The sequence below is a fragment of the Balneola sp. EhC07 genome (assembly GCF_001650905.1).
In the GTDB taxonomy this organism is placed as follows: domain Bacteria; phylum Bacteroidota; class Rhodothermia; order Balneolales; family Balneolaceae; genus Balneola.
In genome coordinates, this window is record NZ_LXYG01000001.1 from 1 (window position 1) to 26,722 (window position 26,722).

Sequence of the window (26,722 nt, forward strand, 5' to 3'; positions counted from 1 at the left end):
GCATCAGGTGATGATGGATTTGAATTTTTTGGAGGAACGGTAAATACCAAGTACTTAATTTCTGCATTCAATAATGATGATTCTTTTGACTGGGATGAAGGATTTAGAGGAAAAGGTCAATTTTGGTTTGCGATCCAAGATACAGATAATGCCGGTCGTGTAGCGGAAATGGATGGATCTTCAGTGTCATCAGAAGATACTAACCCATATGCATTCCCAGTGATTTCAAATGCTACGTACATTGGTCCTGGATCATCCAATATTCCAGCGGGTGATGGTAGTGGAGAGTTCATGTTATTCAGAGATAATACTGGTGGTGAATATCACAATAGTATTTTTACAGCGCATTCAGCAATAGCCGTTGAAGTGGAAGAGAAGGGAACTGAGGTTGATAGTGAGTCTCGATTAGCAGCAGATTCATTAAACATCAAGAATAGTATTTTCTTTGATTTTGGTGCAGGAACTGATTTCGCTTCAATTTCGAGTGCACCTTTTGTAGCTACTGAATTAGGTCTTACTGCTAATGTTAATACCATTTCTGACCCTCTAATAAGAAGTATTGATAGAACCGCTAGTACATTTGGTTTAGATCCTCGATTCAATGAAGGTAGTCCTGCATCATCAGGAGCAGTGATTCCTGATGATGAGTTCTTTACAGAAGTTACTTATAAAGGTGCTTTTGGAGTTAAAAACTGGATGGTAGGTTGGACAGGGCTTGATGCTTTAGGTTTTATCAACCAAGGTATTGTTACAAACAATGAAGAAGAAGTAACAACAGTGCCGAGTTCAGTTGTTCTTGAGCAAAATTATCCTAATCCTTTTAATCCGTCTACTCAAATTAGCTTCCAGTTGCCAAGTGCACAAAAAGTTACTTTGAAGGTATATGATATGTTAGGAAGAGAAGTGGCTACATTACTAAATAACGAGCAATATAGTTCAGGTAGTTCTTCTGTAACATTTGATGCTACTAACCTATCAAGTGGTATTTACTTATACCGTTTAACTGGTGCTGATTTTACTAAAACACAAAGAATGACTTTAATCAAGTAATTCTTACTCTAGTTATTACGTCTCACAACTATTGTGAGGTGTGCTGATCACAAGAGAGTTCTGATGAATCGGAACTCTCTTTTTTTAATGTCTAAAAGAGTTATTTATAATTTTTGTTTAAAACTACTTTGCGCTCAATATCAGAAAAATAAAAAAGGGCAAAGAACAGTTTTTAAAAAAATAGTGAATAAAGCATTTTGAGAGGGATTTTACATTACAGCGCGCGACGCTTAACATTAAGGTAACAGTGCGGTAATTAAAGCATAAACTGCTGGTAACAGTATAGCAAAGTGCTGTTGGTATTTTTTGTTCACCAAATAAGGTGATCAAAATAAAATATCAGCACACAATGAAAAATCTAAAACACTTCTTAACATTACTGCTCTGGACATGCTCTATTGCAGTTTTTGCACAAGGAACCGGACAAATAACCGGGACCATTGTCGATGCCGAAAATGGTGAGACAATTATTGGCGCTAGCGTAGGAATAACCGGAACTACAAAAGGGGCAGCTACCGATCTGGACGGTCATTTCTCAATTCGTAATTTAGAAGCAGGAACGTATTCGCTAACAGTATCCTATATCTCGTATACGACTCAAACAGTAACGGGTATTGTCGTTTATGATGGTGAATCCACTTCTATCAACATCGCATTGGAAACAAATGTAGCAGACCTCGATGAAGTTGTAGTTACAGCAGAGGCTATCAAAAGTGGTGAGGCCGGACTGCTTTCAATACAAAGAAAAGCTATAGCAGTTCAGGACGGAATTTCATCTGAAGAAATTTCACGTTCTACAGACGGAAACGTGGGTTCAGCCATGAAGAGGGTTTCAGGAGTATCTGTAATTGGTGGTAAGGACGTTTACGTTCGTGGACTTGGTAACAGATATAGTAATGTTCAATTGAATGGCTCACCAATTCCTTCCACTAATCCGAATAAAAAGGAAGCACCGGTTGATATTCTTTCAAGTGGCATAGTTGATAACATAGTTGTACAAAAAACTTACACTCCGGATCAGTCAGGTGAGTTTTCAGGCGGTTCTGTACAAATTATTACGAAAGAATTTCCTAACGATCCAAGCATTTCTTTCTCATACACTACAGGGTTCAACACTAACTCAACTTTCAAAAACTATTTGGGTTATAACGGTGGTGGAACTGATTTCTTAGGATACGATAACGGCTTCAGAAGCCTCCCAAGAGATATAGAAGACAGCCAAATTACAAGTTCGCAAGAAGCGGGAAAAGTAGTGAGCGAGCTTAGTAACTCTTGGTCATCTAAAAATATTCAGTCTCTGCCCAGTCAAAAATTTGGTTTCAGTTACAGCAATCAGTTCAATCAGGACAAGATGCCGATCGGTATAGTTTCCAACTTAAGCTATAGATACAGCACTGATTCAAGAACAAATGAGACTTTAAGGTATATCAATAATTTTAATGAGAATACCGGCGAAACATTACTAGGGTCTGATTACATCAGAAATTCAGGGCAAGAAAATACCAGCTTGAATGGAATGTTGAACGTTTTTATGAAGCCGAATGAATTAACAAAGATCGGTATCAAGAATTTGTACTCTAATTCCTCCGACAATCTGTTTTCAACTGTAGAAGGATCATACTACAATTTTGATAATGATAACAAGCAAACGTTGTCAGAGTTTGACAGGAGAGCGATCTATTCAAGCACTTTAATTTTCGAAACGTATTTCCCGGATTTTCTGGAGTCCAGCCTAGACGCATCATTAACTTATTCGAAAGCAGTAAGAGACCTTCCGGATCGCAGAACTACTCAATATGTAAGAACCGATGCCGGTGATCTTGAAGTTATATTACCATTCCGCGGCAATTCTCACTTCTTTTCTTTCCAAAATGATAATAACTACTCTGCTAAGCTGGATTATGAGTTTAAGCCGGTTCAAAAAATAAGTGTAAAAGTTGGCGGATTTGGTTTATACAAAGACAGAGATTTTGAATCATTTAAATTGATCTATGATGCAAATCCTTCTTCAGGTGCACCGGATATAGATAAAACACTTTCTCCTGAAGAAATTTTTACTCCGGAAAATATCCTAAATGAAAGTTTATTACTTACAGAGCGTACAAACTCCAGAGACTCATACAATGGTGAGCAGGAATTAGCTGCAGGATATTTCTCCTTAAACTGGTCGCCAAGCAGTAACTGGAATTTCGTTTCCGGGTTGAGAGTAGAAAATTCAATTCAGTCTATTAATAGTGAAGTTCTGGTTAATGAGATCGACCTCTTACCTGCTTTTAATGCAACATTCAGACCAAGTGACAAGACAAATCTACGAAGTGCGTTCTCTATCACTTTAGCTCGCCCTGAGTTCAGAGAGCTGTCAGAATTTAGTTTTCAGGATGAATTAGGGGGGAGAACCGTTTTTGGGAATCCTGATCTTCAGCGAACTAAGATCTATAACTATGATCTTAGACTAGAAACATATCCTAATGTTGGTGAATTATTGGCCTTCAGTATGTTTTACAAAAAATTCGAGAACCCGATCGAGATATTTAATCGAATTACTCAGAATAATGAAGTTCGCTATGATAATGTTGAATCAGCAGACCTATACGGAGTTGAACTAGAAGGAAGAAAGAACATCACTGAGAAACTGAGACTGAGTGGTAACTTTTCTTATATCCTTTCAGCTGTTGAATATTCTGATGGAGAGTTTGAAGGCCGTCAGGCGAATGCAGAGAGACCAATGTACGGGCAATCTCCATACACACTTAATATGAATGCATTCTACTTTTTTACTGCCATTGATTCCGAAATAACTCTGTCATTCAACAAGTTTGGAGATCGTATTTCTGCTGTAGGAAATAACGAACAACCGGATGACGAGTATGAGCAATCTTTTAATAAGCTGGATCTGAGTTTTACTAAAAACTTCGGTAATGCATCAGTTAATGCAAGTGTGGAAAATATTTTGGGTGACAATGTGGTATTCCAGCAAGGCGATATCATTACTAACCAATATGAGATCGGAACCAGTTTCTCAATCAGTTTTAACTATTCATTTAATTAATACTTAACAAATAAAAACAATACAAAAAATCATGAAATCTAATCTTAAGCTTCTAACTCTGTTTGCTTTAGCATTATCATTCGCATCTTGTAATGATAATAACGGCAATGATCAAGACACTGAGTTACCGGCAATCTATGAAGCTCTGCCCGGCACTGTAATCGCTGAAGACACAAGGTGGTCTACAGATCAGGAATTAACCGGACAATACTACGTACTTCCCGGAGTAACTTTAACTATTGATGCGGGAGTAGAAGTAAGCTTTACCTATCACAACAACGATGTAGATAAAGTAGGAGCAATCATAACGCTACCTGCAGATGCGGAAAACTTTGACACACCTAAGTCTAGTGGAAGATTAGTTGCTGAAGGAACTGCAAACAATCCAATTGTATTTACTTCAGCTCGTGATACAAAACTACCGGGCGACTGGGGTGGCATCGTGCTGGCCGGAGAAGGGATCAACAATATCGATGGCGGAAAAGGAGAAGTTGAAGGTCTTCCTGATGCAATTCAGTATGGTGGTACCAACAATAACGATGACAGCGGAATCCTTAAATATGTTCGAATTGAATATGTAGGTTTCTCTTTCGCCGAAGGTTCAGAGCTAAATGGCTTAAGTCTTTATTCAGTTGGCTCAGGCACTACTTTAGAATACATACAAGTTTACAAGTGTACTGATGATGGTTTTGAGTGGTTCGGTGGCTCAGTAAACGCAAAATATCTGATCTCTTCTTTCAACGATGATGATTCTTTCGACATGGATGAGGGTTGGAACGGAAATGGTCAATTCTGGTTAGGTGTTCAGCTTGCCGGAGCAGATAATGGTTTTGAGTCTGATGGTGTTAAGACACTGGGTTCAGGTGGAGAAACTAACCCAACACTTTATAATGTTACTTTAGTTGGCTTGAAGCAAGATGGTGCAACCAAAGATGCTGAAGATAAAAACTACGGTATGCGTTTAAGAGAAGAATTCAACGGAACTCTTGAAAACTTCATTATTACTGATTTTGATGGCTTGAACTTCAAGATCGAAGATGACACCAGAGCTATGTTCCCTAACGACCTTTCTATTGACAACACTATTGTTTGGAATAATGAAGGTTTCAACAATGCTGCTGATTCAACTGATTTCGGTGCAGTAACAATGGAACAAGCACCTGGATTCACAAATGCAGCAGGTTATGATTACACAGTTGCAAACCCGGTAACAGGTGCAACTCCTCCAAGTAACAGTTTCTTTAATTCAAGCGCTACATACGTAGGAGCCTTTGGTTCTACAAACTGGGCAACAGGAAATTGGGTTCGCTGGAGCGACAACTAAATTAGAGTTTGTAGCTAACTCTACATATTACGTCTCACAGAAATTGTGAGGTGTGCTGATCACATGAGAGCTCTGATGAAATCGGGGCTCTTTTTTTTGTCATTACTTTTCTGATTCATCCTGTAAATTTCTTTTATTAGCTATATAATTCGGGAACCGAAGTTCTTACTATTCGGTTAAGTGAGTAACTCAAAAAAGGGTAAGTTTTGGTACTTGTAACAAGAAAAACACATTTTAACGCTGCACATCGGCTGCATAATCCATCTAAAAGTGATGAGTGGAACAAGAAGACCTTTGGAAAGTGCAATCATCCAAACTGGCATGGACATAATTATGTTATGGAAGTAACAGTAGCAGGAGAGCCAAATCCTGAAACCGGTTTTATAATTGATCTTTCGGATCTAAAGCAGATCATTGAAGAAAATATAGTGGAACCTTGCGACCACAAAAATCTGAATCTGGATGTCCCTTTTTTGGAAGGAATCCTACCAAGTTCGGAAAACCTGGTTAAAGCGTTTTATGAAGAGTTAAAAGAAGAAGTAGAAGAAGCTTCTTCGGAAGGAGGAGTACTCTACAGCGTCAAACTCTACGAAACCGAAAGAAATATTGCAGAGTATTGCCCTTTTAAGAAGGTTTAGTTATGTAAATTTTACGCCTCTAATCAGCCACATCTGTAAAATCCGTGTTAATTCTCGTTCCGTAGCTCCGCTGCGGAATGCAATTTGGAAGCTCCTGCTTCCTGTAATAATGTGCCTTGATGATGGATTTTGAATAGCCTAAGGGAAGTCTGTGACTTCCATCCTTATGCTTGTTGAGGATTATAGATTTAGAAAGGCATGTCATAATTTAAAAACCAAAGCTGGTAATGCAAGTTACAAACTTGCTGAGCTGCTACTCTTAAGTCACAGACTTAAGAGATCTTTGGGGAGTCCGCTTGAAACGCTTATTAAGTTGTAATTTAGGACGTGCCACCACTGGCTTCTCCAACTGGCCACCATTTGAAAAACCAAATAAAGCTCTGTTCATATTCAGCACCAAACCCATAGACAGAAACACCCGAAAAAAAGTTAACATAGAAGGGATAAGTATACTCTACATCTACACTGAAATTCAGACTACCAGATTGGTAGTCGCTAAATAGATCTGTTGATGAATCTTTAAATATTAGATTTTGAACTTGGCTTTCAACTTTTAGCTTTTCTAAGAAAGATGATCTCGTTGATTCTTTAAAATGAGAGATATCATCAAATTCCACAATTCTACCATCTGAGGTTTCGAGTGTATAGGTAGAAAACACAAATAATGTATCAATATGGGGTATAGGCCCCCGGTAATCGAAATAATTTAAGGACAGATCTAAAGAATGCTCCTTACCAATGAAATACCAAGAAATAGCATTTAAAAACAAAACACAGAATAAAACTATAAAGATGTATTTAATTAGTTTCAATGGTTAATGGGTTTGGTAACATAACGACCCTGCGTTTAATGGGCACAGGGATTAAGTTTTTGTTGAAGTAACTGATTTATTTTATTGCACACAAGTTATTGATCGCACTCCGCCCGCGTCTGATTTAAAATGCTTTGTTATGTACTGGGTTCTTGGAGCCATAGTTTGCCAGTTTTAACAACCTCACAATGGTAACAACCGCTGCTTTGATTATCAATTTTATACCATTCATGTGAACCATCTTTCTTTTCGCAATCTTTTCCTTTCTTAGCAACACCAAGATTGATTAGAAACCATGGTAGGTTACTTCTAAGCCAAGTTCTTTTACGATATGGACCACCAGTGAATTCAGGCATGTTTTAAATTTCCAGGCTTTTCATCTATTACTTTAAAATAGAACTATAGGTTTTTCAAAAGATCAACCAGAGCATTTTTCTCCGAAATTATTTTTTGGGTTGCAGCATTGATCTGTTCGGTAAACATGGGATCATCTTTTGTAAGGATGTCGGAAGATCTCTCAATTGATTTAACATACCAATCTGCCCAGGTTTCTAAAATATCGATCTCCTTTTCAAGATCGCCATTTTCTGAGAGTTCATTTTTGCTTAATTCAAATTCAACATGTAGCCGGTCAATGGCAGCATTTGTGGTTTCCTCTAAAATTAAAGTAGCGGCTTTTTTCTGATCTCCTGTCAGTGTTAATGCACTTACTAATGCACCTGTGCCCACATTTTTAAGAGTCGATTTGGAAACTTTGTCGATCCTGTCATTATCAGTGTGATAAAACTGATCTGTAAAATGCCACAGTAATAAACCTGGAATATCGTTTCTCAAAAACGGAACATGATCACTTCCGCCTTCATAGGGGTTTACATTAACGATCCAACCTTTTGCTTTTCCCTGTTCCTGAAATCTGTTTAAAATAAAATCATTGAAGTAATGAGGAGTCATTTCTTCTTTAGTTAGTGGTCGACCACCCCATTCTGAATGTTTTTCATCTCCACGAGTCCAAATTGCTCCGGGATCGGGCATTTTCTCAATTAAAAAAGACCCGCCGGTGACATCGGTATTCTGACCAACCATATCGAGACTCATTCCCCATTTAATGGTTTTCGCTCTTTCTTCATCTTCGGTGATGTACCGATTTGTAGATACGATCTCATCTCCGAATAAGTAAGTTATTGTTCTCTCCGGATCGATCTTGCCTGCTTTCAATAATCGCGCACTGCTGCTTGCAACTTCAGCCAAAACGCCCACTCCAGACGCATTATCGTTTGCGCCCGGTTCCTGAACATGTGCGCTGAATACAAAGCGGTCTTCAGGATATTTACTTCCTTTTAGTTCGGCAACAATAGTCAGTTCTTCTGATTCATAGATCTTTGTGCTCAAATCTATTTTTAAAGAATTATTTCCATTTTTGAGCGCTTGCAAAAGGTTTTCTTTAGCCGCATAAGAAAGTAAAACTCCCCATGATTCTTTGTCTTCATCCAGTGAAATACCTGAAAACTGAATAGAAGTTTGATTCTTCTCCGGTTGTGTGTAATGGGGCATTCTGTAAGCAAGAACTCCGGCAGCTCCTCTTTTTACAACCGCTTCATTGAACAAATAACGAACTGAAGTTTCTGCAAATACGACTTTCCCTTTAACGTCGGTATCAAAATTTAGATCTCTTCCTTCGCCAACATTCACAACTTCATATTCCTCCACACCCTTTGTACTAAAAGAATTGATAGCCATCATATTCCGGTTCTTATCAAAATTGAGTAAAGGCTCACCATTGCCTAATTCAAGCATTCCGGAAACAGGTTCCCATGTAGGTCTGTTTAGCTCCCTTTTTTCAATTCTGTATGTGAGACGATCATTCGAAGCTGCTTCAGATTCCTCAACAAACCCTTCATTTTTAAGAAGTTCTTCCACAAAATAAATGCTGTTGTTAAATCCTTCGTTACCAACTACACGGAAGTACTGTTCTATATAGGCAACGGTTTCGAAAGCTTGTTCTGCATTAAATTCTGCATCCGTCATTTCAAAATAGGGCTGGACTAACGGTACGTGAACTTGATCTGTCTTAGTACAGGAAAGAGAAAGGAATGCTATAATGAGCAGAGAAAGAGACTTAAGTTTCATAAAAGTTTAGTGAGTAGAAAATTGAAAATGAAAGTACTAAAATTATTTATCCTAAAAAGTGAGCAGCTAATAAAAAAGGGATGACCCTTGTGGACCATCCCTTTTAATTTCAAGCAATAAAGAGTGTGTTAATTAACCATCCACCTTAACTTCATTCTTATTTAATCCTGGAGTTCGATTTAAGAACTCATCATATAATTCTGTATGGCGGGATGTCATTGGAATTTTATATCCATCAATGAAAACATCCAGAATTTTTGTTGAAGTCTGGAAAGGGTCTCCGGTAGAAACAAAGATATTTGCTTTCTTACCTACCTCGATCGATCCAAGTTGATCTCCTACACCCATGATCTCAGCAGCATTGATTGTAATGGCTTTTAATGCTTCTTCTCTTCCCATGCCGTATGTAGCCGCAAAACCGGCATTGTATGGAAGATTACGTGAATTCTCAGTGTCCATAGTACGCAGAGCAACTTTGATTCCTGCTTTCTGCATCAAGCCCGGGTTTTTATAAGCTGTATCATAAGCATCAGAGCCACGGGTTGGAGTTGAAAGTACAGGTCCTGTAATAACAGGAAGTCCTGCTTCAGCTATTTCTTCAGCAACTCGCCAGCCTTCAGCAACACCTGTTAGTACCACGTTTTCGTATCCGCGCTCTTCAATCCATTCTAACGCACTAAGGATGTCTTTTGCTGAGTTTACTTCTATATAAAGTAATACTTCTCCGTTAACAACTTTGGCGAGAGCTTCCATCTCCGGATAGTAGCGAGCATCATCTGATTCTTTGATCTTCGCATATAATTCTGCTTTATCAAAAGCGTCGTTGATGGTTTCCTGAGCTTTTTCACGAGCTTTCTCGATCTGTTCAGGAGTTCTTCGTCTCCAACCGCGCTGTGCAGTAGAAGGGAAGTTCATGACCACACCCTTAGAGCCTGCAAACATTTGATCCGGAGTATAACCAAAAAGACTGATAGTAGCAGCAGTTCCCGGAAGTGGTCCACCGGCAGGCATAGTTAAAGTAGAAGTTACACCACTAACTCTTGTAACAGGAATTGCTACAGAGTTTGGATTAACAGCGGTTAAAGCCTGCATATTCGGAGTTATTTCACCAAATTCTCTGAAGTCATTAGCTTCGGAAATACTGCCGATCTCGGATAGACCTAGGCGTGTTCCCGAATCGATCATTCCCGGATAGATCTCCTGTCCGGAATAATCAATAACCTGAGCATCGCCCGGAATGTTGATATCAGCTCCAACAGCTTCAATAATGCCATTGTTAATTATGATGGTACCATTTTCTATAACTCCGTTTGTTACGGTATAGATCTTAGCATTGGTCAATGCAAATTTTGAATTATCGGCTCGTACTATTCCTCCATCATTTTGCGCAACGGCAAATAATGGCAGCAGTACAAGTACACTTAATATGGATATAAATTTTTTCATTTGGTTCCTCACTTGTTATTAAAGAGGTCAGTGAAATTCACAACATTAGCACCTTCCATGCATCTGTCATGATCATTTGAGTAAAGGATCTGAACATCCTCAACAGTAGATTCAGGATCTATATAGATTCTCTGATCAGCAACATCATTCTCGATATCAAAATACTTTACACCGTCCACGAAAGTCATTTGCGGTACAGCATAAATTGACAATGGATGGTTATCAAAAATAGCGATATCAGCATCTTTTCCTTTTTCCAAAGAACCTACTCTGTTATCAATGCCCAATTGTTTAGCCGGATTCAGAGTGATTAAAGCTAAAGCTTCGTTATCAGAAAGGTCTCCGTATTTTTGGGTTTTAGCTGCTTCGTGAAATAAGTGACGAATCAACTCGCCTGAATCTGAATTGATCGAAGTTGTTACTCCGTTTTCAGTCAGGATAGCTGCGTTATATGCAGTGGAATAGTAAACTTCCAGCTTATAAGCCCACCAGTCAGAAAACACAGAAGCTGATGCTCCGAATTCAGCCAGTTCAGGAGCTACTTTATATGCTTCGTTTGCATGTTGAAAAGTTAATTTTTCGATACCGAAATCAGAGAAGACTTTCATCAGCATATAGATCTCATCTGCACGATAGGAATGGCAATGAACCAGAACTTCGCCTTCCAGAATGTCAACCATTGTTTCCATACGCAGGCTGTATTCAGGAGCTACTTTTCTTGAGCTTTTGTTTGAACGGTATGCATTCCATGCGTCACGATATTTGATGGCATCATTAAAAGTATTTCTGAGCATTGCTTCCACACCCATTCTGCTTTGAGGTTGAATACCTCTTGAACGTCCGCCGCGGGTTGGATTTTCACCCAGTGCAAATTTTATAGTTCTGGGAGCGCCTTCAAAACGAAGATCTTCAGGATTTGTACTTCCCCAACGCAATTTTAAGGTTTCATTTTGTCCGCCGATTACGTTTGCAGAACCGTGCATTAAATGAATAGATGTTACACCACCTGCAAGTGCTCTGTAAATGCCTACATCAAGAGGATCAACTACATCTTCCATACTTACTTCCGCAGTAACCTGGCTGGTTCCTTCGTTTATGGAAGTTCCTGCGATATGCGAATGGGCATCAATAATCCCGGGCATTACAAATTTGCCGGTTGCATCTACTTCTTCAACGCCGTTTGGTGTTTTAAGGTTTTTGCCTATCCGGTCGATTTTGCCGTTGCGAACCAGAACATCTGTATTTTCCAGAGTTCCGTCAGTAATAGTAATTACAGTTCCATTCTTTATTAGTACATCACCCTTTTTTGTTTGTGCTTGTAATACAGAAGTACACAAAAACAGCATCAAAAAGGAGGATAGTTTTATCATATTTATTAATCTCATTTTAAGCCTCATCTTTTGTTGCTTGAATTGGGAAAGTAAAATTGAAAGCAGCTACACTCGCTTCAGCTTCATAATTATTTCCATCTACCACACCAACTACTACAATGTCTACGGATTGTCCGCCGGCATCGATAGAAAAATCAAAGCTAAGTTCTCCATTTAAAAAACTTATGTTTTGAAGGTCTGTATCAGGAGTTCCATCTGAGCTTGTCATAGTTCCTGATAGGATATCGGACTCATTCGTAAAAATGAATTTCCCTGTTTGAGTTCCTTGAGGAGTGGTGAATTCGTAATTCCAGGCTCCTAAAATAGCATCCAGATCAGCAACAGGAGTTTCGTCACCTTCTTTTACTTTTGAACCATCTTTAACGTCATATTCATGCTTTTCTCCATCAACAAAAACGTATTTGATCTGAGATTTTTTCTCGAAATAAGGACCTTTGGAGACAATTAAGTTACCGATCTTGCCTTCATCTAAAGTCCCGGCAATTTTACTTATTCCAAGTAGCTCAGCAGAATTTGTGGTTAATGCAGCGAGAGCTTGATCTTCGCTTAAACCGTTTTCGATAATTGTAAGTAAATTATCTTTTAACTGGCTTGATCGAGCATCAATAGAAGAAAACCCGAATTTTATTCCGGCGTTTTGAAGTTCGGCATATTGAGATATATACTTTTTATAAAACTCCATACGTCTCTCTTCCAATCTTTTTACTTCGTCTGATTTGTCTTCTTCTTTGCTGCTTTTGGGTTCTTTTGGAAGCTCCAACGACATAAATACTTTTGTATTAGTACTTTTAATTTCGTCTGCTAAATCCCAGCCTTCCTGAAGATTTCCTAGTACTAAATTGAAACCTAGTTCTTTTTGTAATCGCATAGCTCTTCTGGCTTCCAAAGAATTTGATGCGTTATAAAAAATAGATTGTCTTTTTTCTATCACAGGGTAGAAAGCTTCTGAAACTCTGTCTCTGGTTGGACGAGCGACCCCTTCAGGATTTGAAGCATATAATTCTGAATGGTTTTTAGAAAGCTCCGCATTTTTGTAGAGGTTTCTGAATTTTGCCATAATCCCCAACGTATTTCCGGGATAAGCACCGGGAGCACCCGAAAATTGTGAATAAAGTGAAGATCCTTCGGTTAGGATCAATTTATCCGGATGGTCAGCATCTCTGAGAAGTATTAAAGCGCCTGAACCAGGAAGCATTCTGCCATAGGGCACAGTATGTGAAATTGTGAAACCAACTTTCCTCATAGCTTCAATACTGTTTTCGTCCACTTTGATCTGGTCGACCACCTGATTTTCAGGAGTAATACCGGCATAGTAATTTGGAGGGTCCGGAGTGAATAAATTGTCCGGTCGTTCCGGATTTGCAGGTCTTTCAGCTCCCGTATTGGACATTCCGTCAATAAAGCCCGGATAGACAAACATATCTGTTCCGTCAATAACTTCAGCAGTAACAGGGATATTTACGTTTTTTCCAACAGCTGTAATCAACCCGTCTGTAATTACAATAGTACCTTCTTCCATTAATTTACCCGGAGCTTGAACAATCGTAGCATTTGTGATCGCATAAGTGCGAGTTGCCGGTGATTCACCGGTAGGATCACTTTGAGCTTTTATATTGCTGGTAAATCCTATTAAAGGAAGAATGAACAACAGACGAAAAAGTGTTTTTCGTAGTATTTTCATTCTAGAGATTTTAGTTAGTTTTATAGGTTGAGGCTAATATATCTTATTGAAACCGTACTAGCTAAATATTCGACAGTCAAATAAGTAAAAATGTGTTTAAAAAATAGAAGGGAGCTATTTCCCGTTTACAACTACGGCTATTTTATTCCTGTTTTTAGCCAGACGCGTAATTCCTGAAAGACCAAATTCTGAAAGATCAGCAAATAGTTTCCAAGTAGTGGATTCTGAGTGGGTATCAAAATAATAGAGTTTATCATCTTTACCCATCAATATGGTGTGCATATTTAACCAAACCATATCTTCAGCTCCTGGAAGAGTTGAGGTGATCTCTTCAGTCCATTCTGAATTATTTGGAACAGCTTTCATTATTTTCCAATTATCGGGATCTGATTTATCAATATAACTATACCTTTTTGTGGCCGGAATATAGTGTATGGAGCGACCAGGGTTTTCATCTACAGCAACAATTTCGTTATGTGACAGATCAATTTCCTGAAGTGTAGCAGGCTCACCAAGTACAAAAGCAACAATACGCGAAGTTAAAAACCATGAATAGTATCCAATCTTTAAATTTGGAATCAATACCTCTGACGAGCCATCTTTAATTGAATATTTATATAACAACTGAAGACCATCCGGGTCAAGCCGAACAGCAGAAATATGTTCTCCATCAGGCATTAAAACAGGAGAGTATTCTCCACCGGGAGTATTTGTAATCCATCTTTTTGAACCGGATTCAATATCATACCACAGAATATCTGTTTGTTCGTTTCTGGTTGAAGCATAAAGCAATGATTTTCCATCTTCTGTAAATGAAGGTTGGTTATCATAACCTTCATTATCTGAAACATTGATGGGGTTATTCAGTTGATAACCGTTGTTTTTATAGGTGAATTCAAACAAATAGATCTCAGTGCTGTTTTGCGCAAAGGAAAAAAAGGGATGTAATGCAATGAATAAAAATAGAGCAACTTTCTTCATACAATTGGTTTATTTGGATGCTTAGATGTTTTCTAATTTATTATTATAGAATATATTTAAAAGGAATCTATAACAAACTTTGGTGAAATAATATAACCTCCTGAATGAGAATGAGCGTACGAAATATATTGCTTTATACTTTATCGGTGATCTTTTTATTGATCAGTTGTTCGGATGATTCCAGTATAAATAGAACAGGTTCAATGGGGTTAGACACCTTTGTACCACCTGAATTATCAATAATTAAATGGCCTTTTACAGAAGTTGAAGGGTGGCTGATAACCAGAGGACATGGAGAAGCTACTCATAATGGATCGGATCATTTTGCAATAGACTATTCTTTGCCTATCGAATCAGAATGCTTCGGGCAGCCGTTCAGAGCCCCTTTTTCAGGGAAGGTGATCTATTCTACTGTAACAGAAGTCCCAAATCATTTACTTACGGGATATGGAAATCAGGTGATCATTCAGTCTGATAGAGATTCAACTTTCGCACTCAGGGCAGCTCATTTTGAAATTTTAGAAGCTTTTAAAGGAGAATATGTAAATGAAGGAGATTTGATCGGTAAAATTGGAAGCACAGGAAATTCAACAGGATGTCATGTCCATGTAGTTCTTTACAGAAATATTTACGGATATATATATGAGGGGCCCGCAAACGAATCTTTAAAAGCTGTTGAAATTCTGGAAACCGGCGGAGGTTTATACAGATCTTCTGAGAGTTCTCCGAAAGAAGCCTTTGCATCTCCATTTAAGTTTGTTAAAGAAGATTCAATACAGCTTAACAAAAACTTATTTCAGGGATTGTAGAAGGTCAGGATAAGTTTAAAAAGTAATTCGAAAGAGGATCCAAACTACTTTGTACTTGGTTTCATTCTGGAAAAGGGATAACCGTTACAGCCTGTTTTAGGATTATTTCGATCCGGTACAGCAGCAATCTCAGCTGAATCAGGAGTAGCAGCTTTATAAGCAGTTAAACAGAATCCCCACTCGAATGGCTGCATTTCTTCAAACTTTACCCAATCTATCCGAGAGTATAAATTCGGATTATATGAATTAAGAGAATCATTTCGGGCTATAAAATACTGATCATCAATATTCCACTTAAGGATATGGAATCTGGTTCCTGGTTTCTGAAAAAATAGTTTTTCAGTTAGTTCGTATTCAATATTGTAGTCATCTTGAAAAGAACCAACCAGATAATCTGGTACTTTTTGAGTAGTGGAGGTGCAACTGACACATAGGGTTGCAGAAATAAACAAGGAAATTAAAATCTGAGAACAATTCATAAGCGAAGTTAAAGAAACTAAGCTTCATATTTTAATTCATTAATTTTTACGCAGAGTTAATATGAGAATGGTATCTTTAAGTCTGTTTTCAATACACATTTAAAATTTATATGAAATTACTACGCTATTCATTTTCACTTCTGTTTCTAACTTTATTATTAACCTCTTTAAGTCAAGCACAGTTCTTTGAGAACTTTGATAGTGGAGAAAAAGCCGGTTATACAGGCGCTTCTGTAACACTTTCCACAGGAAACTGGTTTTTAGACGATGCGCTTTTAGGAAGTTTAAGCAACGATAAATTCAATGGTTCTCAGAGTGTGAGGATGGATAGAAGAGATGGCAAGATGGGAAACATCTTCATGCAATTCGATAAACCAAATGGTGCTGATGAAGTTTCTTTCCTTCTCGCTCATTATGGAAATAACTCTGAAGATGCAGCGCTTCAGGTTCAGTATTCAACAGATTCAGGTTCAAGTTGGACCAATGTAGGTGATGTAATTATCGCACCCGCAGAACTCACTGAGTATACTATTGCTGTAGAGGTAGAAGGAAATATCCGATTTAAATTCATACAGTCGGCCGGAACAGACAGAATGAATATTGATGATATAAGAATAACTGACTATGTAGAAGCATCTGCAGAAGCAACTATCAGTGTTTTAGTGGATAATGCCACAGCGAATAACTCTGATATGATTTCTTTTGGTTCCACACTTGAAGGAAAACAGCTTACCAAAACAATGGAAATCAAAAATACAGGAAACCCTGACCTTGTTATTTCTGATGTAACAGTGACAGGTGAAGGTTTTTCATCATCAACTCTTTCTGACAGTACATTAGCATTTAACGAAACCACAGATCTTACTTTGACTTTTGAGCCAACCAGTGATGGTACATTTCAGGGAAACATTACCATTACCAGTAATGCAGATAATGCTTCAAGTTTTTCTCTTACTCTGAGTGGAGAAGGTTTTGCAGATGGAGATGTGATTTCTATAGTGGATGCACGTCAACTTCCGCTTGGAACTAGAGTGACTGTTGCAGGACGTGTTACCGTAGCGAATCAGTTTGGTGGACCGCTATACATGCAGGATGCAACAGCAGGTATCGCCGTTTTTTGGCAGCCACTACATTTAGCAGCTGAGATCGGAGATTCTATTCAGGTATCCGGACCACTTACGGTATTCAAAGGAGGTGTTCCGGGAGCAGATGAAGACTTTTTACTTCAGATCTCAGATACAGAGGAAGATGATAACATTGTCTACGAAGTATTTGATGTAGAGAAAGTGGATGTAACACCAAGAATTGTAAATCTTGAGCAACTTAATATGGAAGCTAACGAAGGTCAGTTAGTAGTTGTTCAAAATGTAACCATTGATCACTCCGGTGCTTTTCAGGGTAACCAGAATTATGCTATTGCCGATGGTATAGGAACTGCTGAAATGAGAATAGATAACAATACAAATCTTGTAGATGCTATTGCCCCAACCGAACCCGCAAATATAATTGGTGTTATAGGACAGTTTGGTGGGACTTATCAACTGCTACCGAGATTCACTGAAGACATGGGTGTTGAAGAAGTAAGTTATCCGGGAGATGAAGTTTCAAAAGATCAGACTCTGGATATAGTTACCTGGAATGTTGAGTGGTTTGGTGATGCCGGAAACGGACCTGATGATGATGATCTGCAATTACGAAATGTGATCACTGTAGTTGAAACCATTGATGCAGATATTTACGCTCTTCAGGAAATTTCAAGCCCTAACAGATTTAATGCTTTGGTTGATAGCTTGGAAGGTTATGGCGGATTTCTTGCAAGTTTCTCACAAACTCAGGAAACTGCATATTTGTTTAAGCGTTCTACAATTGATTCACTAGAAAGCGCCACGCTAAGTTCAAGTGATGGGTTCACTCAGTCTAACTGGGCAAATGGTCGTTACCCATTAATGTTCAGATTTATGGCCGATATAAATAATGAGCAACAAGAGATTTATGCATTCAATATTCACGCAAAAGCCACAGTTAATGATCCGTCTTCGGATTACAATCAAAGATTGGTTGCTTCAGGAGAAATGAAAGAATATCTGGATAGAAATTTTGCTGATAAGAATGTGATCTTTTTGGGAGATTATAATGACGAAATCGTTGAGTCAATCGTAAACAGCAATGCTTCTCCTTATAAGAATTTTGATGATGATTCTGAATACACCATCGTAACTAAAGTGCTGGAAGAAAATGGATTTACTTCAAGATCCAGTACTTCAATGATCGATCACATTACATTTAGTTCAGAACTTTCAGATGAATATTTTGAAGGTACAGAACGCGTTGAGAATCCATTTTATGTTGGAAGTTTCCTAAGTGAAACATCTGATCACTTTCCTGTTTGGATGCGATTTAAATTCGGAGTTCTTACAAGTAACGAAGATGAGATTCTTGAAAGTCCAACTACTATTTCTCTGAATCAAAACTATCCAAATCCTTTCAATCCAAGCACAACAATTAGTTACACATTGGATTCTTCAACAAATGTAAGTTTGAGTGTGTATGATATCACAGGAAGAAAAGTTGCTACATTGGTTAATGGAAGACAGGCAGCCGGTGCACAGGAAGTTAGGTTTGATGCAAGCTCACTGGCATCCGGTGTGTACATTTATAGACTGGAAACAGCAACAGGAGCGAATCTTACCAAGAAAATGGTTCTTATTAAATAGAACTGAATCCAATAAGAATATCCAACATCCAATTACCAATTAATTATTTAACTTGGTGATTGGATAATTGGCGTTGGTTGTTGATTACTTTAGTTATACTTAGCTCGTTCAATAAGCTTTGTCTTATCATAATATCTAAGAGTTCTAATTGAAAACCCTCGGACGCCTTAGCCAGTTCTCCAATTGAATATATTCTCATCATTCTCTGATCTTTTCCAAAGACAGTACATGACGTTAGGGGAGAGTCAAGAAGAGAATAAAACTACTTTTCAATCTCAATTACAGAGTCTCTTGTTTCAATCTGAATACTGGTTTTATCTTTTAAATAAGTTGTAACCCAGTCGAAGTATCCACAAAATGAAGAATAGAATTGATCCGGAGTTTTACCATCTATCTTAGTGATCGTGTCTCCAAATTTTATACCGGATCTATGAGCAGGTGATCCCAATACTAAGTTTTCTACCGTCCAAACATTATCAGAATGATAGTACGGGATAAAACCGAAATCTTGTTTTTTGGTTGAAGAATTAAACCGGGCATTTGGTTTAAGATAAATACGCTTTTTATCATAGTTCATGTATATATCATATTTTTCCCAAACATCATTACCTACTTTTGGGAAACCTTTTTCAGCAAAATTAACATCTGCATTAGTAGACTCATAGCCGTTAAGTTTAATGTCTGACTGTACGGAGAAAACGGAATCAAAATTAGTACCCCATATTCCTGAAGATGAATTGTCTAAAGTAGTATCCCATTGTGTGGTTTGAGCTTCAAAAATTGTGTTTTTCAATGATAAAGGTAAATCCACGCTTCCGTTCGAACCCAGATCAAAAAGGATATTCCCTAATTCTTGTCCATTTACTGAAATATCAATTTTTGGTGTTCCTGATAACAATGGCTTTTTGAACTTAATAGCGGGTATGTTCTTTGTATCTAATTCATCAAATCTGGAAAAATCATCTGTGATCCAGATCTTATTATTTACGAAGTCGATCTTCCAGTTTGCTTCACGAATTAGATTTGCTCCAATAATTCCATCAGCTGCAATACATGGGGATAGTGAATTTTTAGGGAACTCGATAATGCCTGCTGCAGTGTTTTTGAAGTCAACATTACCTAATGATATCTGATCAATCAAAGTCATTGAGATCTCATTCGAATTACCTTGAGAGTCAGACTTATCTTTAGTAGCTCTTTCCTTTAGCTTGTAATCATCTGCCCAACTTTGAGTGATTTTATTGTCGAATGCTCCTGTATCGAATATAAATTCTAATGTATCATCATGTTCATTCACGAACCCTTTAACAACAATCAGACCATGTCGGTTTTCAAAATCAATAGATTCAAGAAAATTACTTTGTTCAACACTTCCTCTGGATAGTAAATGAACATTCGATATATAATTGCAGGATGAGATTATAAGAAGGAAAAGTAGGCCGGTACTGATACTATAGATTAAATTTTTTGCTTTCATAGCCATAGAAACGAAAAATAAAGTTCAGAGTTTCGGAAAATTTAGTAGTCGGGTATGGTAAATAAAAAAGCCCGATAAAATTAATTATCGGGCTTAAACTAGAATATAAATCTCATTCTAATTTAAGTCCATCTTCGAATCGTTTTTGGAGTGTTTTCAAATTCAGAAGAAAGGGAGTTGAATCTGGCTTTTAATAGAAGCTTTCTACCTTCATAATTTCTAATGAATACCAATTTATTGTTTCCAACAAACCTATCCCAGTTTTTAGAGAAAAGGGAAGCCCGTGTTTTATTTTTCGACAGAAACTCAGGTACCGCATGATAATCCCTTTGGGTATAAAGTTTCCACAGAGTAAATTTTCTTATAATTATATATCGGGGATTTTCAATCGGATTTACTATCTCAGTTAACATATCTATAAAGGTATTTTTCTCAGAATCTGAGCAGCCTTCTAGATGACAAATAACAGAGCCATCTGAAAGCATTTCGACTTTAATATCAGTTTTTGAAACAGGGCTGTTTATGATTTTGAGTTCCAATAAAGTGTTTAAAAGTGCAATGGAGATATTCTTTATATCTTTAGAAATGTCGCGATATTTGATAAGTGCTCTAAGATGTTTAAATAAGCCGACACTAAAAATACAGAACAGAATTACTGTTGTAATAAGTACCCAATCATAAAAGTGAGATTTAGTATTAGAGGTAGCAAAAGCTTGTAAGAGACTCCAAAAATTGTCAAAGAAAAAACCAGTAAAGGCTGTTAAGAAAGCTCCAAAAGAGTACCCAATAGTTCTGGTTAAATGTAATGACTTAAGCTTTGAATGTTCTTTGTTTGAAGGGAATGGAATTTTTACTTCTTTGACAAGTTGATCCCCGGATCTTATAGCTTGCATCCATCTTTCGCTGGTTACATTTCTGTTCAACGCCAACCCAACAGATCGGTCATTGAACGCCTCTATTTTTTTAACATTTATAAGCCCTTTCGGGATATTGAGGCGATTCAAGCCATTTTCTATAGAGTCTTGGGTGTTTAATGAGAGTCCCAGGAAAGATTCGAACCGACGCTCTAAAAGCTTTACGTCGTAACCACCATTTTTAACAGAGGGATCAATAGTACTTAAGTGCCAAATATTTCCGGTCTTCGAAGGATTGGAAGGGTCTGTTCTGATCACTCTTCCTCGAAGTTGATTTGATGAAACAAAAGACCCAACCATAGTAGCCAGAATTAAAGTATTCAAAAAAGGAGCATCCCAACCTTCACCTAAGAGCGACTTTGTTCCAACAAGTACATTTAAACCTCCCATTTTAAAAAGATCAGTGATGTAATGAATAATCCGACCACTTAAATTTCCCGACACCTCAATTTGTCTATATGAATTATCAATTTGGAACGGCTTGGTTTTTAGATCCTTTAAGAATCGATCAGGGATAATATTCTTCAAAATTTCTGTAGACTCTTCAGGTAATACAATTAAACTACCTGTTAGTATTCCCATTTTATAGCTGGGATTTTTTCTTCGCAAAAATTCAAAAATCGGAGCTACACCAATGCTGTCGATAAGGGTGCCGTGTTGCTGAACTATTTCTTTGCGTATATAATCAGTAAGTATAACTAATCTAAGGTCATTCTTAAGGGCAGCATGTTCAATCTCTACAATCCTATCAATCGAGCCTAATTTATTTATACTTTTTATAAGCCCGTTTCTGATCTCCTTACTTTTAGAGAATCTTACCCTATTATTTTTGAGTAATCCGAACTTCCTTAAATCTTTTTCAAGTTGATGAAGATACTCTTGAAAAGGAGTGAAATAATGTTGCTGATTTTGAATAAAAAACTCCAAAAGTATTTGAAACCAAAACTCATCCAGTTTTGGTACTTCAACTCCCGAATTTCCAATAATTTCTTTATGGTTTTCAGGAATTTCTATTCCGGCTTCATTAAGAAAGACCAAAAGAGCTGCATAATTTCGAGGACTTGAATAAATACTTTCTAAGTTTTCATCAGGGTTTTGGAAGAAAGGATGACCTTGAGCAATTTGTTTAAAATAATCGTCACTCTTTATTTTGTGATAGATTGCATGGCTTCCTTTTCTGAATGTATAAATAGTAGCAAGTTCTTGATCAGTAGGCGAAGAAAGCATCACAAGATCCTGATGAGGACAAAGCTCTCCGGACTGAACGAGTTCAGGAACTGAGATTTCAGCATCAACAGGGCCATTAAAATCAGAGTATCGTTTCCATTCAGAATATGATACGTCATAAGGTGGCGTTGCTGTAAGCCCAACCACGGTTGGGTTAAGATAATCACAAAGGTCAGTTAGTCTTCTCCACCACTCATTCCGAAGGTGGTGTGCTTCATCGGCGAGAATGGTTTTTATGTTTTTGTTTTTTAGCTTTTGCAGATCGCTTTCATCAAGTGAGATAAGAGATTGATAAGTTGAAACCGTAAAAAATTCTGGCTTTTTGATATCATCTGAGATCCAATCAGGTCTTACATTTGTTTGTAGAAATAATTCGCAAAAACGTTGTATCCATTGATCTTTGACTGCGAGGGTAGGGCTAAGTATCAGTACAGGTTGATTTAGCCGTTTTGCTACCTCTAGCCCTAATACAGTTTTTCCCGAACCCGGAGGAGCAATAACGTGTAATTTATTATCACCTAAATGATAATCTAATTCTTTTAAAACCCTTTCCTGATAACCCCTCCATGGAAACTTGAATCGAATATCTGATGGGAATTCCGTCACAATTTTTTAATTTCGAACCTAACTACCTATTTCATAAAATAAAAGCCCGATAAAATTAATTATCGGGCTTTAATATTTAACATGATCTGAGTTGCTATCTCTTCAGTGCATCTTCAACTAAAGCATTTTGCTCAGCTTCATGTATTTTCTTTTGTCCGGCTGCAGGAGATGCAGAAGCCTGACGTCCAGCATATGTAAGAGTTTGTCCTTTTTCAAGAAGCTCTACAAAACGAGGAGCTACAAATGACCATGCCCCCATATTTTTAGGTTCTTCCTGACACCAAACGATTTCTTTCACATTTTTAAAAGTTTTCAGCTGCTCCGATATATCATCATCAGGGAAAGGATAGAACTGTTCCAGACGTGCAATAGCTACGTCTTTAATGTCATTTTCCTTACGATATTTAAGCAGATCGTAATACACTTTTCCGGAGCAGATAACTAAGCGTTCAGCATCGGTAACTTCAGTATCAGAAATAAATGGTTGGAATTTTCCTTCCGCCAACTCCTGTGTATTTGAAGTTGCCATCGGGTGACGAAGCAAGCTTTTTGGTGTCATAAGGACAGTCGGCTTTTTTGCTTCCTGGAATGTTTGCTTTCTCAACATATGGAAATACTGAGCCGGAGTGGTCAGATTCATGACCTGCATGTTATCTTCGGCACAAAGCTGAAGAAAACGCTCCAATCTTGCCGATGAATGTTCCGGTCCCTGACCTTCATATCCATGAGGGAGATTTAAAACCAATGAAGTGGTTTGTCCCCATTTGGCTTCGCTTGATGAAAGGAACTGATCAATAATAATCTGAGCACCGTTCACAAAATCACCAAACTGAGCTTCCCATATAACAAGTGCATCTTTTTCCTGAGCACTGTAACCGAATTCAAAACCCATTGCGGCATATTCACTTAATAAACTGTTGTGAACATGGAAATATCCCTGATCATCAGACAGGTTATTTAATGGGGTGAAAGTCTGGTTTGTTTCAGTTCCGTGTAATACAGAATGACGATGTGAGAAAGTTCCTCTTTCCACATCCTGACCGGTAATACGAATAGTTCTTCCGGATTTCAGAATGGAACCAAATGAAAGTGCTTCAGCAAAACCCCAATCAATTTTCTTTTCATTCTTCTCAACAATATCTGCCCGTTTCGCTAATTGTTTCAGAAGCTTCGGATTTGCGTCAAAGTCTTTGGGAACAGTATTAATTTTAACCGCAATGTCTTTTAACTCATCCACAGAATAAGTGGTGTCAGGAAACTTGGTACGGTTTTTCTGATCTGTTTCGGTACGATCGAAAATATCTTCGGTGATATCTACATTCGGTGATTTTTTGGCATCTTCAAAAGCTTCCAGAAGAAGTTTATCAAATTCATCAAAGATCTCCTGTGTCTCATCTTCTGTGAGCTCGCCGTTTTTCACTAAGAACTGAGTGTAAAGATCTCTTACCGGAGGCTGGTCGTTAATTTCTTTATACATGCCCGGTTGTGTAAATGCAGGTTCGTCACCTTCATTATGGCCATGTTTTCTGTATCCGATCAAATCAATGATCACATCTTTTCCGAACTTCTGTCGGTAATCAACAGCCATTTGAATAGCATGAACCGCAGCTTCCGGCTTATCACCGTTTACATGGAAGATCGGAGCTAAGATCATCTTGGCCAGATCAGAAGCATACTCAGTAGAACGTCCGTCTTTTGGAAGAGTAGTAAATCCAATTTGGTTGTTGATGATAATATGAACAGTTCCGCCCGTTTTATATCCTTCCAGTTGAGACATATTTAATGTTTCAGGAACAACACCTTGTCCTGCAAATGCTGCGTCACCATGCATAAGAACCGGTAAGATCTTCTTCTCAGCGTCATCGCCATCATAGTGATCCTGCATCGCTCTTACAGCACCTTCAACCACAGGGTCAACTGCTTCCAGGTGGCTTGGGTTTGGCATTAGTTCCAGTTGAACTTCTTTGCCTTCTCCAGCTTTGTGAACGCCTTTTGTTCCCAGGTGATATTTAACATCGCCTGATCCCTGAATAGAATCCGGATCCACACTGCCTTCAAATTCAGCGAATACTCTGTGGTACGGTTTGTTCAAGATGTTCACCAACATATTCAATCTTCCACGGTGAGCCATTCCGAAAAATGCTTTCTCAATACCACTTTCAGCAGAGCGGTTCAGCATAAAATGAATCATTGGGATCAGCGTGTCGGCGCCTTCTAATGAAAACCGCTTGTGACCGATGTACTTTTTATGAAGAAACTCTTCAAAAGCCATTGCCTGATTCAGCTTGTGCAGAATCTGTTTTTTATCATCCTTATTAAGATCAGCTTTATTGGCGCTGGATTCCATTGTGTTTCTTAACCAGCGACGCTCTTCCAGATCAAGCAAGTGCATATAATCCGCACCAATGTTTCCGCAATAAGTATCACGCAGAAGTTTTACGATCTCGCGAAGAGGAGCTTTTTCTTTGCCACCGAATCCACCACAATAAAATTCACGATCCAGATCCCATAATGAAAGTCCATAATATTCCAGATCCAATTCCGGAACATATTTAGGGTCTTTACCAAGCGGATCAAGATCAGAAAGAACATGACCACGCATGCGGTACATATTGATCAATCTCCAAACACCGATGGCACGTCTGTCATATTCCAGAGAGTCAGATTTTCCGCCAAACGGACCTGAGTAAGTATCCGTCGAATAAGGAATCGGCTCGTAAGGAATTTCAAGATCGCTGAAAATTTCTTCATAAAAATTTTCCTGTCCTGTAAGTAGATCATTGATCTTTTTCAGGAACGAACCGGATTCGGCTCCCTGAATCACGCGGTGATCGTATGTACAAGTCACCGTCATTACTTTACTGATTCCAAGTTGGTTCAGTATTTCTTTCGACATGGACTGATATTCAGCAGGGTAGTCGATAGCACCGGTTGCAATAATTGCACCTTGTCCCTGCATCAATCTTGGAACAGAAGAAACGGTTCCGATAGTCCCGGGATTTGTGATACTTATCGTTGTTCCCTGATAATCGTCAATTTTCAGTTTGCCGTTTCTGGCTTTGTTGATCAATTCGGCGTAGGCGTGCAGGAACTCCTTGAAGTTCATTTTATTTACGCCTTTAAGATTAGGAACTACAAGATTTCTGGTACCGTCTTTATTAGGAAGATCGATCGCAATTCCAAGATTTACCTGATCCGGAACAACTTTAAAATGATTGTCACCATCAAAATGGTAAGCATTATTTACAGATGGAAATTCGTCCAGGGCTTTGATAATAGCCCATGCAATAAAATGAGTAAAAGACGCTTTCGGTTCATTGCGCTGAAGCAAATGCGTGTTGATGATGGTTCTGTCTTCGATCATCATTTTTACAGGAAGCACTCTCAAAGAAGTAGCTGTTGGAACCTCTAAACTGAGATCCATATTCTCAACGATCTTTGTAGCTACGCCTTTAATTTTTTCCAGCTCAGCATTTTTCGGAGCGCCAGAAGCTGATTCCGGTTTTTTTGGAGCCGGTTTTGCTTTTGGCTGAGGAGGAGTTTCAACAGCAGTAGCACTGCTTTCAGCTTTGGAGCCATTGGTTGACTTGCCATCATGCTCATCGAAAAAGTTTCGCCAATGCGCAGGTACTGAATTAGGGTTTTCTTTATACTGATCGTAAAGTTCTTCTACCAGGGCAGAGTTAGGACCGAAGACGGCTTCAAGAGATTTCAATGGGTGTTAACCTCGTGCGGATTTTGTATGCAACTAAATGAATCTGTTTGTTTATGCTGATAAATAATTTGTTCGATATCGAAGAAAATTTAAAAAGCGCTTAAAATTAAGGATTACAATCTTAAAAAACGATATTTCTTCTGTTGATTATCGTCATAGGTAAACACAAAGATTTTTAAGGAATAGTTTCCATAATAATATCTTAAGTCTGTGGATTAAGATTGATAATTTTGACCAGCTTTCATTCCGTAGATCGGTTCAAATATCTTTGTCATTAGCTCT

The 26,722-nt window shown here is 38.1% G+C and carries 16 protein-coding genes; 6 read left to right on the plus strand and 10 right to left on the minus strand.

Annotated elements, in window-relative coordinates:
- The 4 genes from A8B79_RS00005 to A8B79_RS00020 form a co-directional block, all read left to right on the plus strand.
- Positions 1 to 1,050: T9SS type A sorting domain-containing protein (locus tag A8B79_RS00005; RefSeq protein ID WP_153038298.1), on the plus strand; the 1,050-nt coding region annotated here is incomplete at its 5' end.
- Between the two features lie 349 nt (positions 1,051 to 1,399).
- The gene (locus tag A8B79_RS00010; RefSeq protein WP_066216280.1) at positions 1,400 to 4,099 is read left to right on the plus strand and encodes a TonB-dependent receptor; all 2,700 of its coding nucleotides are present in this window, start codon (positions 1,400 to 1,402) and stop codon (positions 4,097 to 4,099) included.
- Positions 4,100 to 4,130: 31 nt separating this feature from the next.
- The gene (locus tag A8B79_RS00015; protein ID WP_066216283.1) at positions 4,131 to 5,423 is read left to right on the plus strand and encodes a hypothetical protein; all 1,293 of its coding nucleotides are present in this window, start codon (positions 4,131 to 4,133) and stop codon (positions 5,421 to 5,423) included.
- 206 nt (positions 5,424 to 5,629) lie between these two features.
- Entirely contained in the window at positions 5,630 to 6,061 is a 432-nt protein-coding gene (locus tag A8B79_RS00020) for a 6-carboxytetrahydropterin synthase (protein WP_066216285.1), read from the plus strand.
- Positions 6,062 to 6,381: 320 nt separating this feature from the next.
- On the opposite strand, the gene A8B79_RS00025 is transcribed toward A8B79_RS00020, so the two are convergent.
- The 6 genes from A8B79_RS00025 to A8B79_RS00055 form a co-directional block, all read right to left on the minus strand.
- Positions 6,382 to 6,873 carry a hypothetical protein gene (locus tag A8B79_RS00025; RefSeq protein WP_153038299.1) on the minus strand — a complete coding sequence of 164 codons (492 nt, stop codon included), beginning with the start codon at positions 6,871 to 6,873 and terminating at the stop codon, positions 6,382 to 6,384.
- Positions 6,874 to 7,272: 399 nt separating this feature from the next.
- A complete protein-coding gene (locus A8B79_RS00035; protein ID WP_066216294.1) occupies positions 7,273 to 9,000 on the minus strand; it encodes a M28 family peptidase in 1,728 nt (575 codons plus the stop codon).
- Positions 9,001 to 9,132: 132 nt separating this feature from the next.
- Complete coding sequence (locus A8B79_RS00040) at positions 9,133 to 10,446, minus strand: amidohydrolase family protein (protein WP_066216296.1); 1,314 nt, start codon at positions 10,444 to 10,446, stop codon at positions 9,133 to 9,135.
- 8 nt (positions 10,447 to 10,454) lie between these two features.
- Positions 10,455 to 11,816, minus strand: a complete 1,362-nt coding sequence (locus tag A8B79_RS00045) for an amidohydrolase (protein WP_235603507.1) — start codon at positions 11,814 to 11,816, stop codon at positions 10,455 to 10,457.
- A 16-nt stretch (positions 11,817 to 11,832) separates the two neighbouring features.
- The gene (locus tag A8B79_RS00050) at positions 11,833 to 13,518 is read right to left on the minus strand and encodes an amidohydrolase family protein (RefSeq protein WP_066216301.1); all 1,686 of its coding nucleotides are present in this window, start codon (positions 13,516 to 13,518) and stop codon (positions 11,833 to 11,835) included.
- A gap of 114 nt (positions 13,519 to 13,632) precedes the next feature.
- A complete protein-coding gene (locus tag A8B79_RS00055; protein ID WP_066216302.1) occupies positions 13,633 to 14,499 on the minus strand; it encodes a TolB family protein in 867 nt (288 codons plus the stop codon).
- Between the two features lie 110 nt (positions 14,500 to 14,609).
- On the opposite strand from A8B79_RS00055, the gene A8B79_RS00060 reads away from it, so the two are divergent.
- On the plus strand, positions 14,610 to 15,308 hold the full coding sequence (locus A8B79_RS00060) for a M23 family metallopeptidase (protein WP_161485115.1): 699 nt from the start codon (positions 14,610 to 14,612) through the stop codon (positions 15,306 to 15,308).
- 44 nt (positions 15,309 to 15,352) lie between these two features.
- Here the strand turns inward: A8B79_RS00060 and A8B79_RS00065 are convergent, their stop codons facing one another.
- A complete protein-coding gene (locus A8B79_RS00065) occupies positions 15,353 to 15,760 on the minus strand; it encodes a hypothetical protein (protein ID WP_161485116.1) in 408 nt (135 codons plus the stop codon).
- Positions 15,761 to 15,897: 137 nt separating this feature from the next.
- Here A8B79_RS00065 and A8B79_RS00070 point away from each other — a divergent pair, with 137 nt between their 5' ends.
- Positions 15,898 to 18,501 (plus strand): T9SS type A sorting domain-containing protein, encoded by a 2,604-nt coding sequence (locus A8B79_RS00070; protein ID WP_066216312.1) that lies wholly within the window; start codon positions 15,898 to 15,900, stop codon positions 18,499 to 18,501.
- 262 nt (positions 18,502 to 18,763) lie between these two features.
- Here the strand turns inward: A8B79_RS00070 and A8B79_RS00075 are convergent, their stop codons facing one another.
- The 3 genes from A8B79_RS00075 to A8B79_RS00085 form a co-directional block, all read right to left on the minus strand.
- Complete coding sequence (locus A8B79_RS00075; protein WP_066216315.1) at positions 18,764 to 19,984, minus strand: aspartyl protease family protein; 1,221 nt, start codon at positions 19,982 to 19,984, stop codon at positions 18,764 to 18,766.
- Between the two features lie 116 nt (positions 19,985 to 20,100).
- Positions 20,101 to 22,725 (minus strand): DEAD/DEAH box helicase family protein, encoded by a 2,625-nt coding sequence (locus tag A8B79_RS00080; RefSeq protein ID WP_066216318.1) that lies wholly within the window; start codon positions 22,723 to 22,725, stop codon positions 20,101 to 20,103.
- A 94-nt stretch (positions 22,726 to 22,819) separates the two neighbouring features.
- A complete protein-coding gene (locus tag A8B79_RS00085) occupies positions 22,820 to 26,440 on the minus strand; it encodes a multifunctional oxoglutarate decarboxylase/oxoglutarate dehydrogenase thiamine pyrophosphate-binding subunit/dihydrolipoyllysine-residue succinyltransferase subunit (protein ID WP_066216319.1) in 3,621 nt (1,206 codons plus the stop codon).
- Positions 26,441 to 26,722 lie beyond the last annotated feature (282 nt).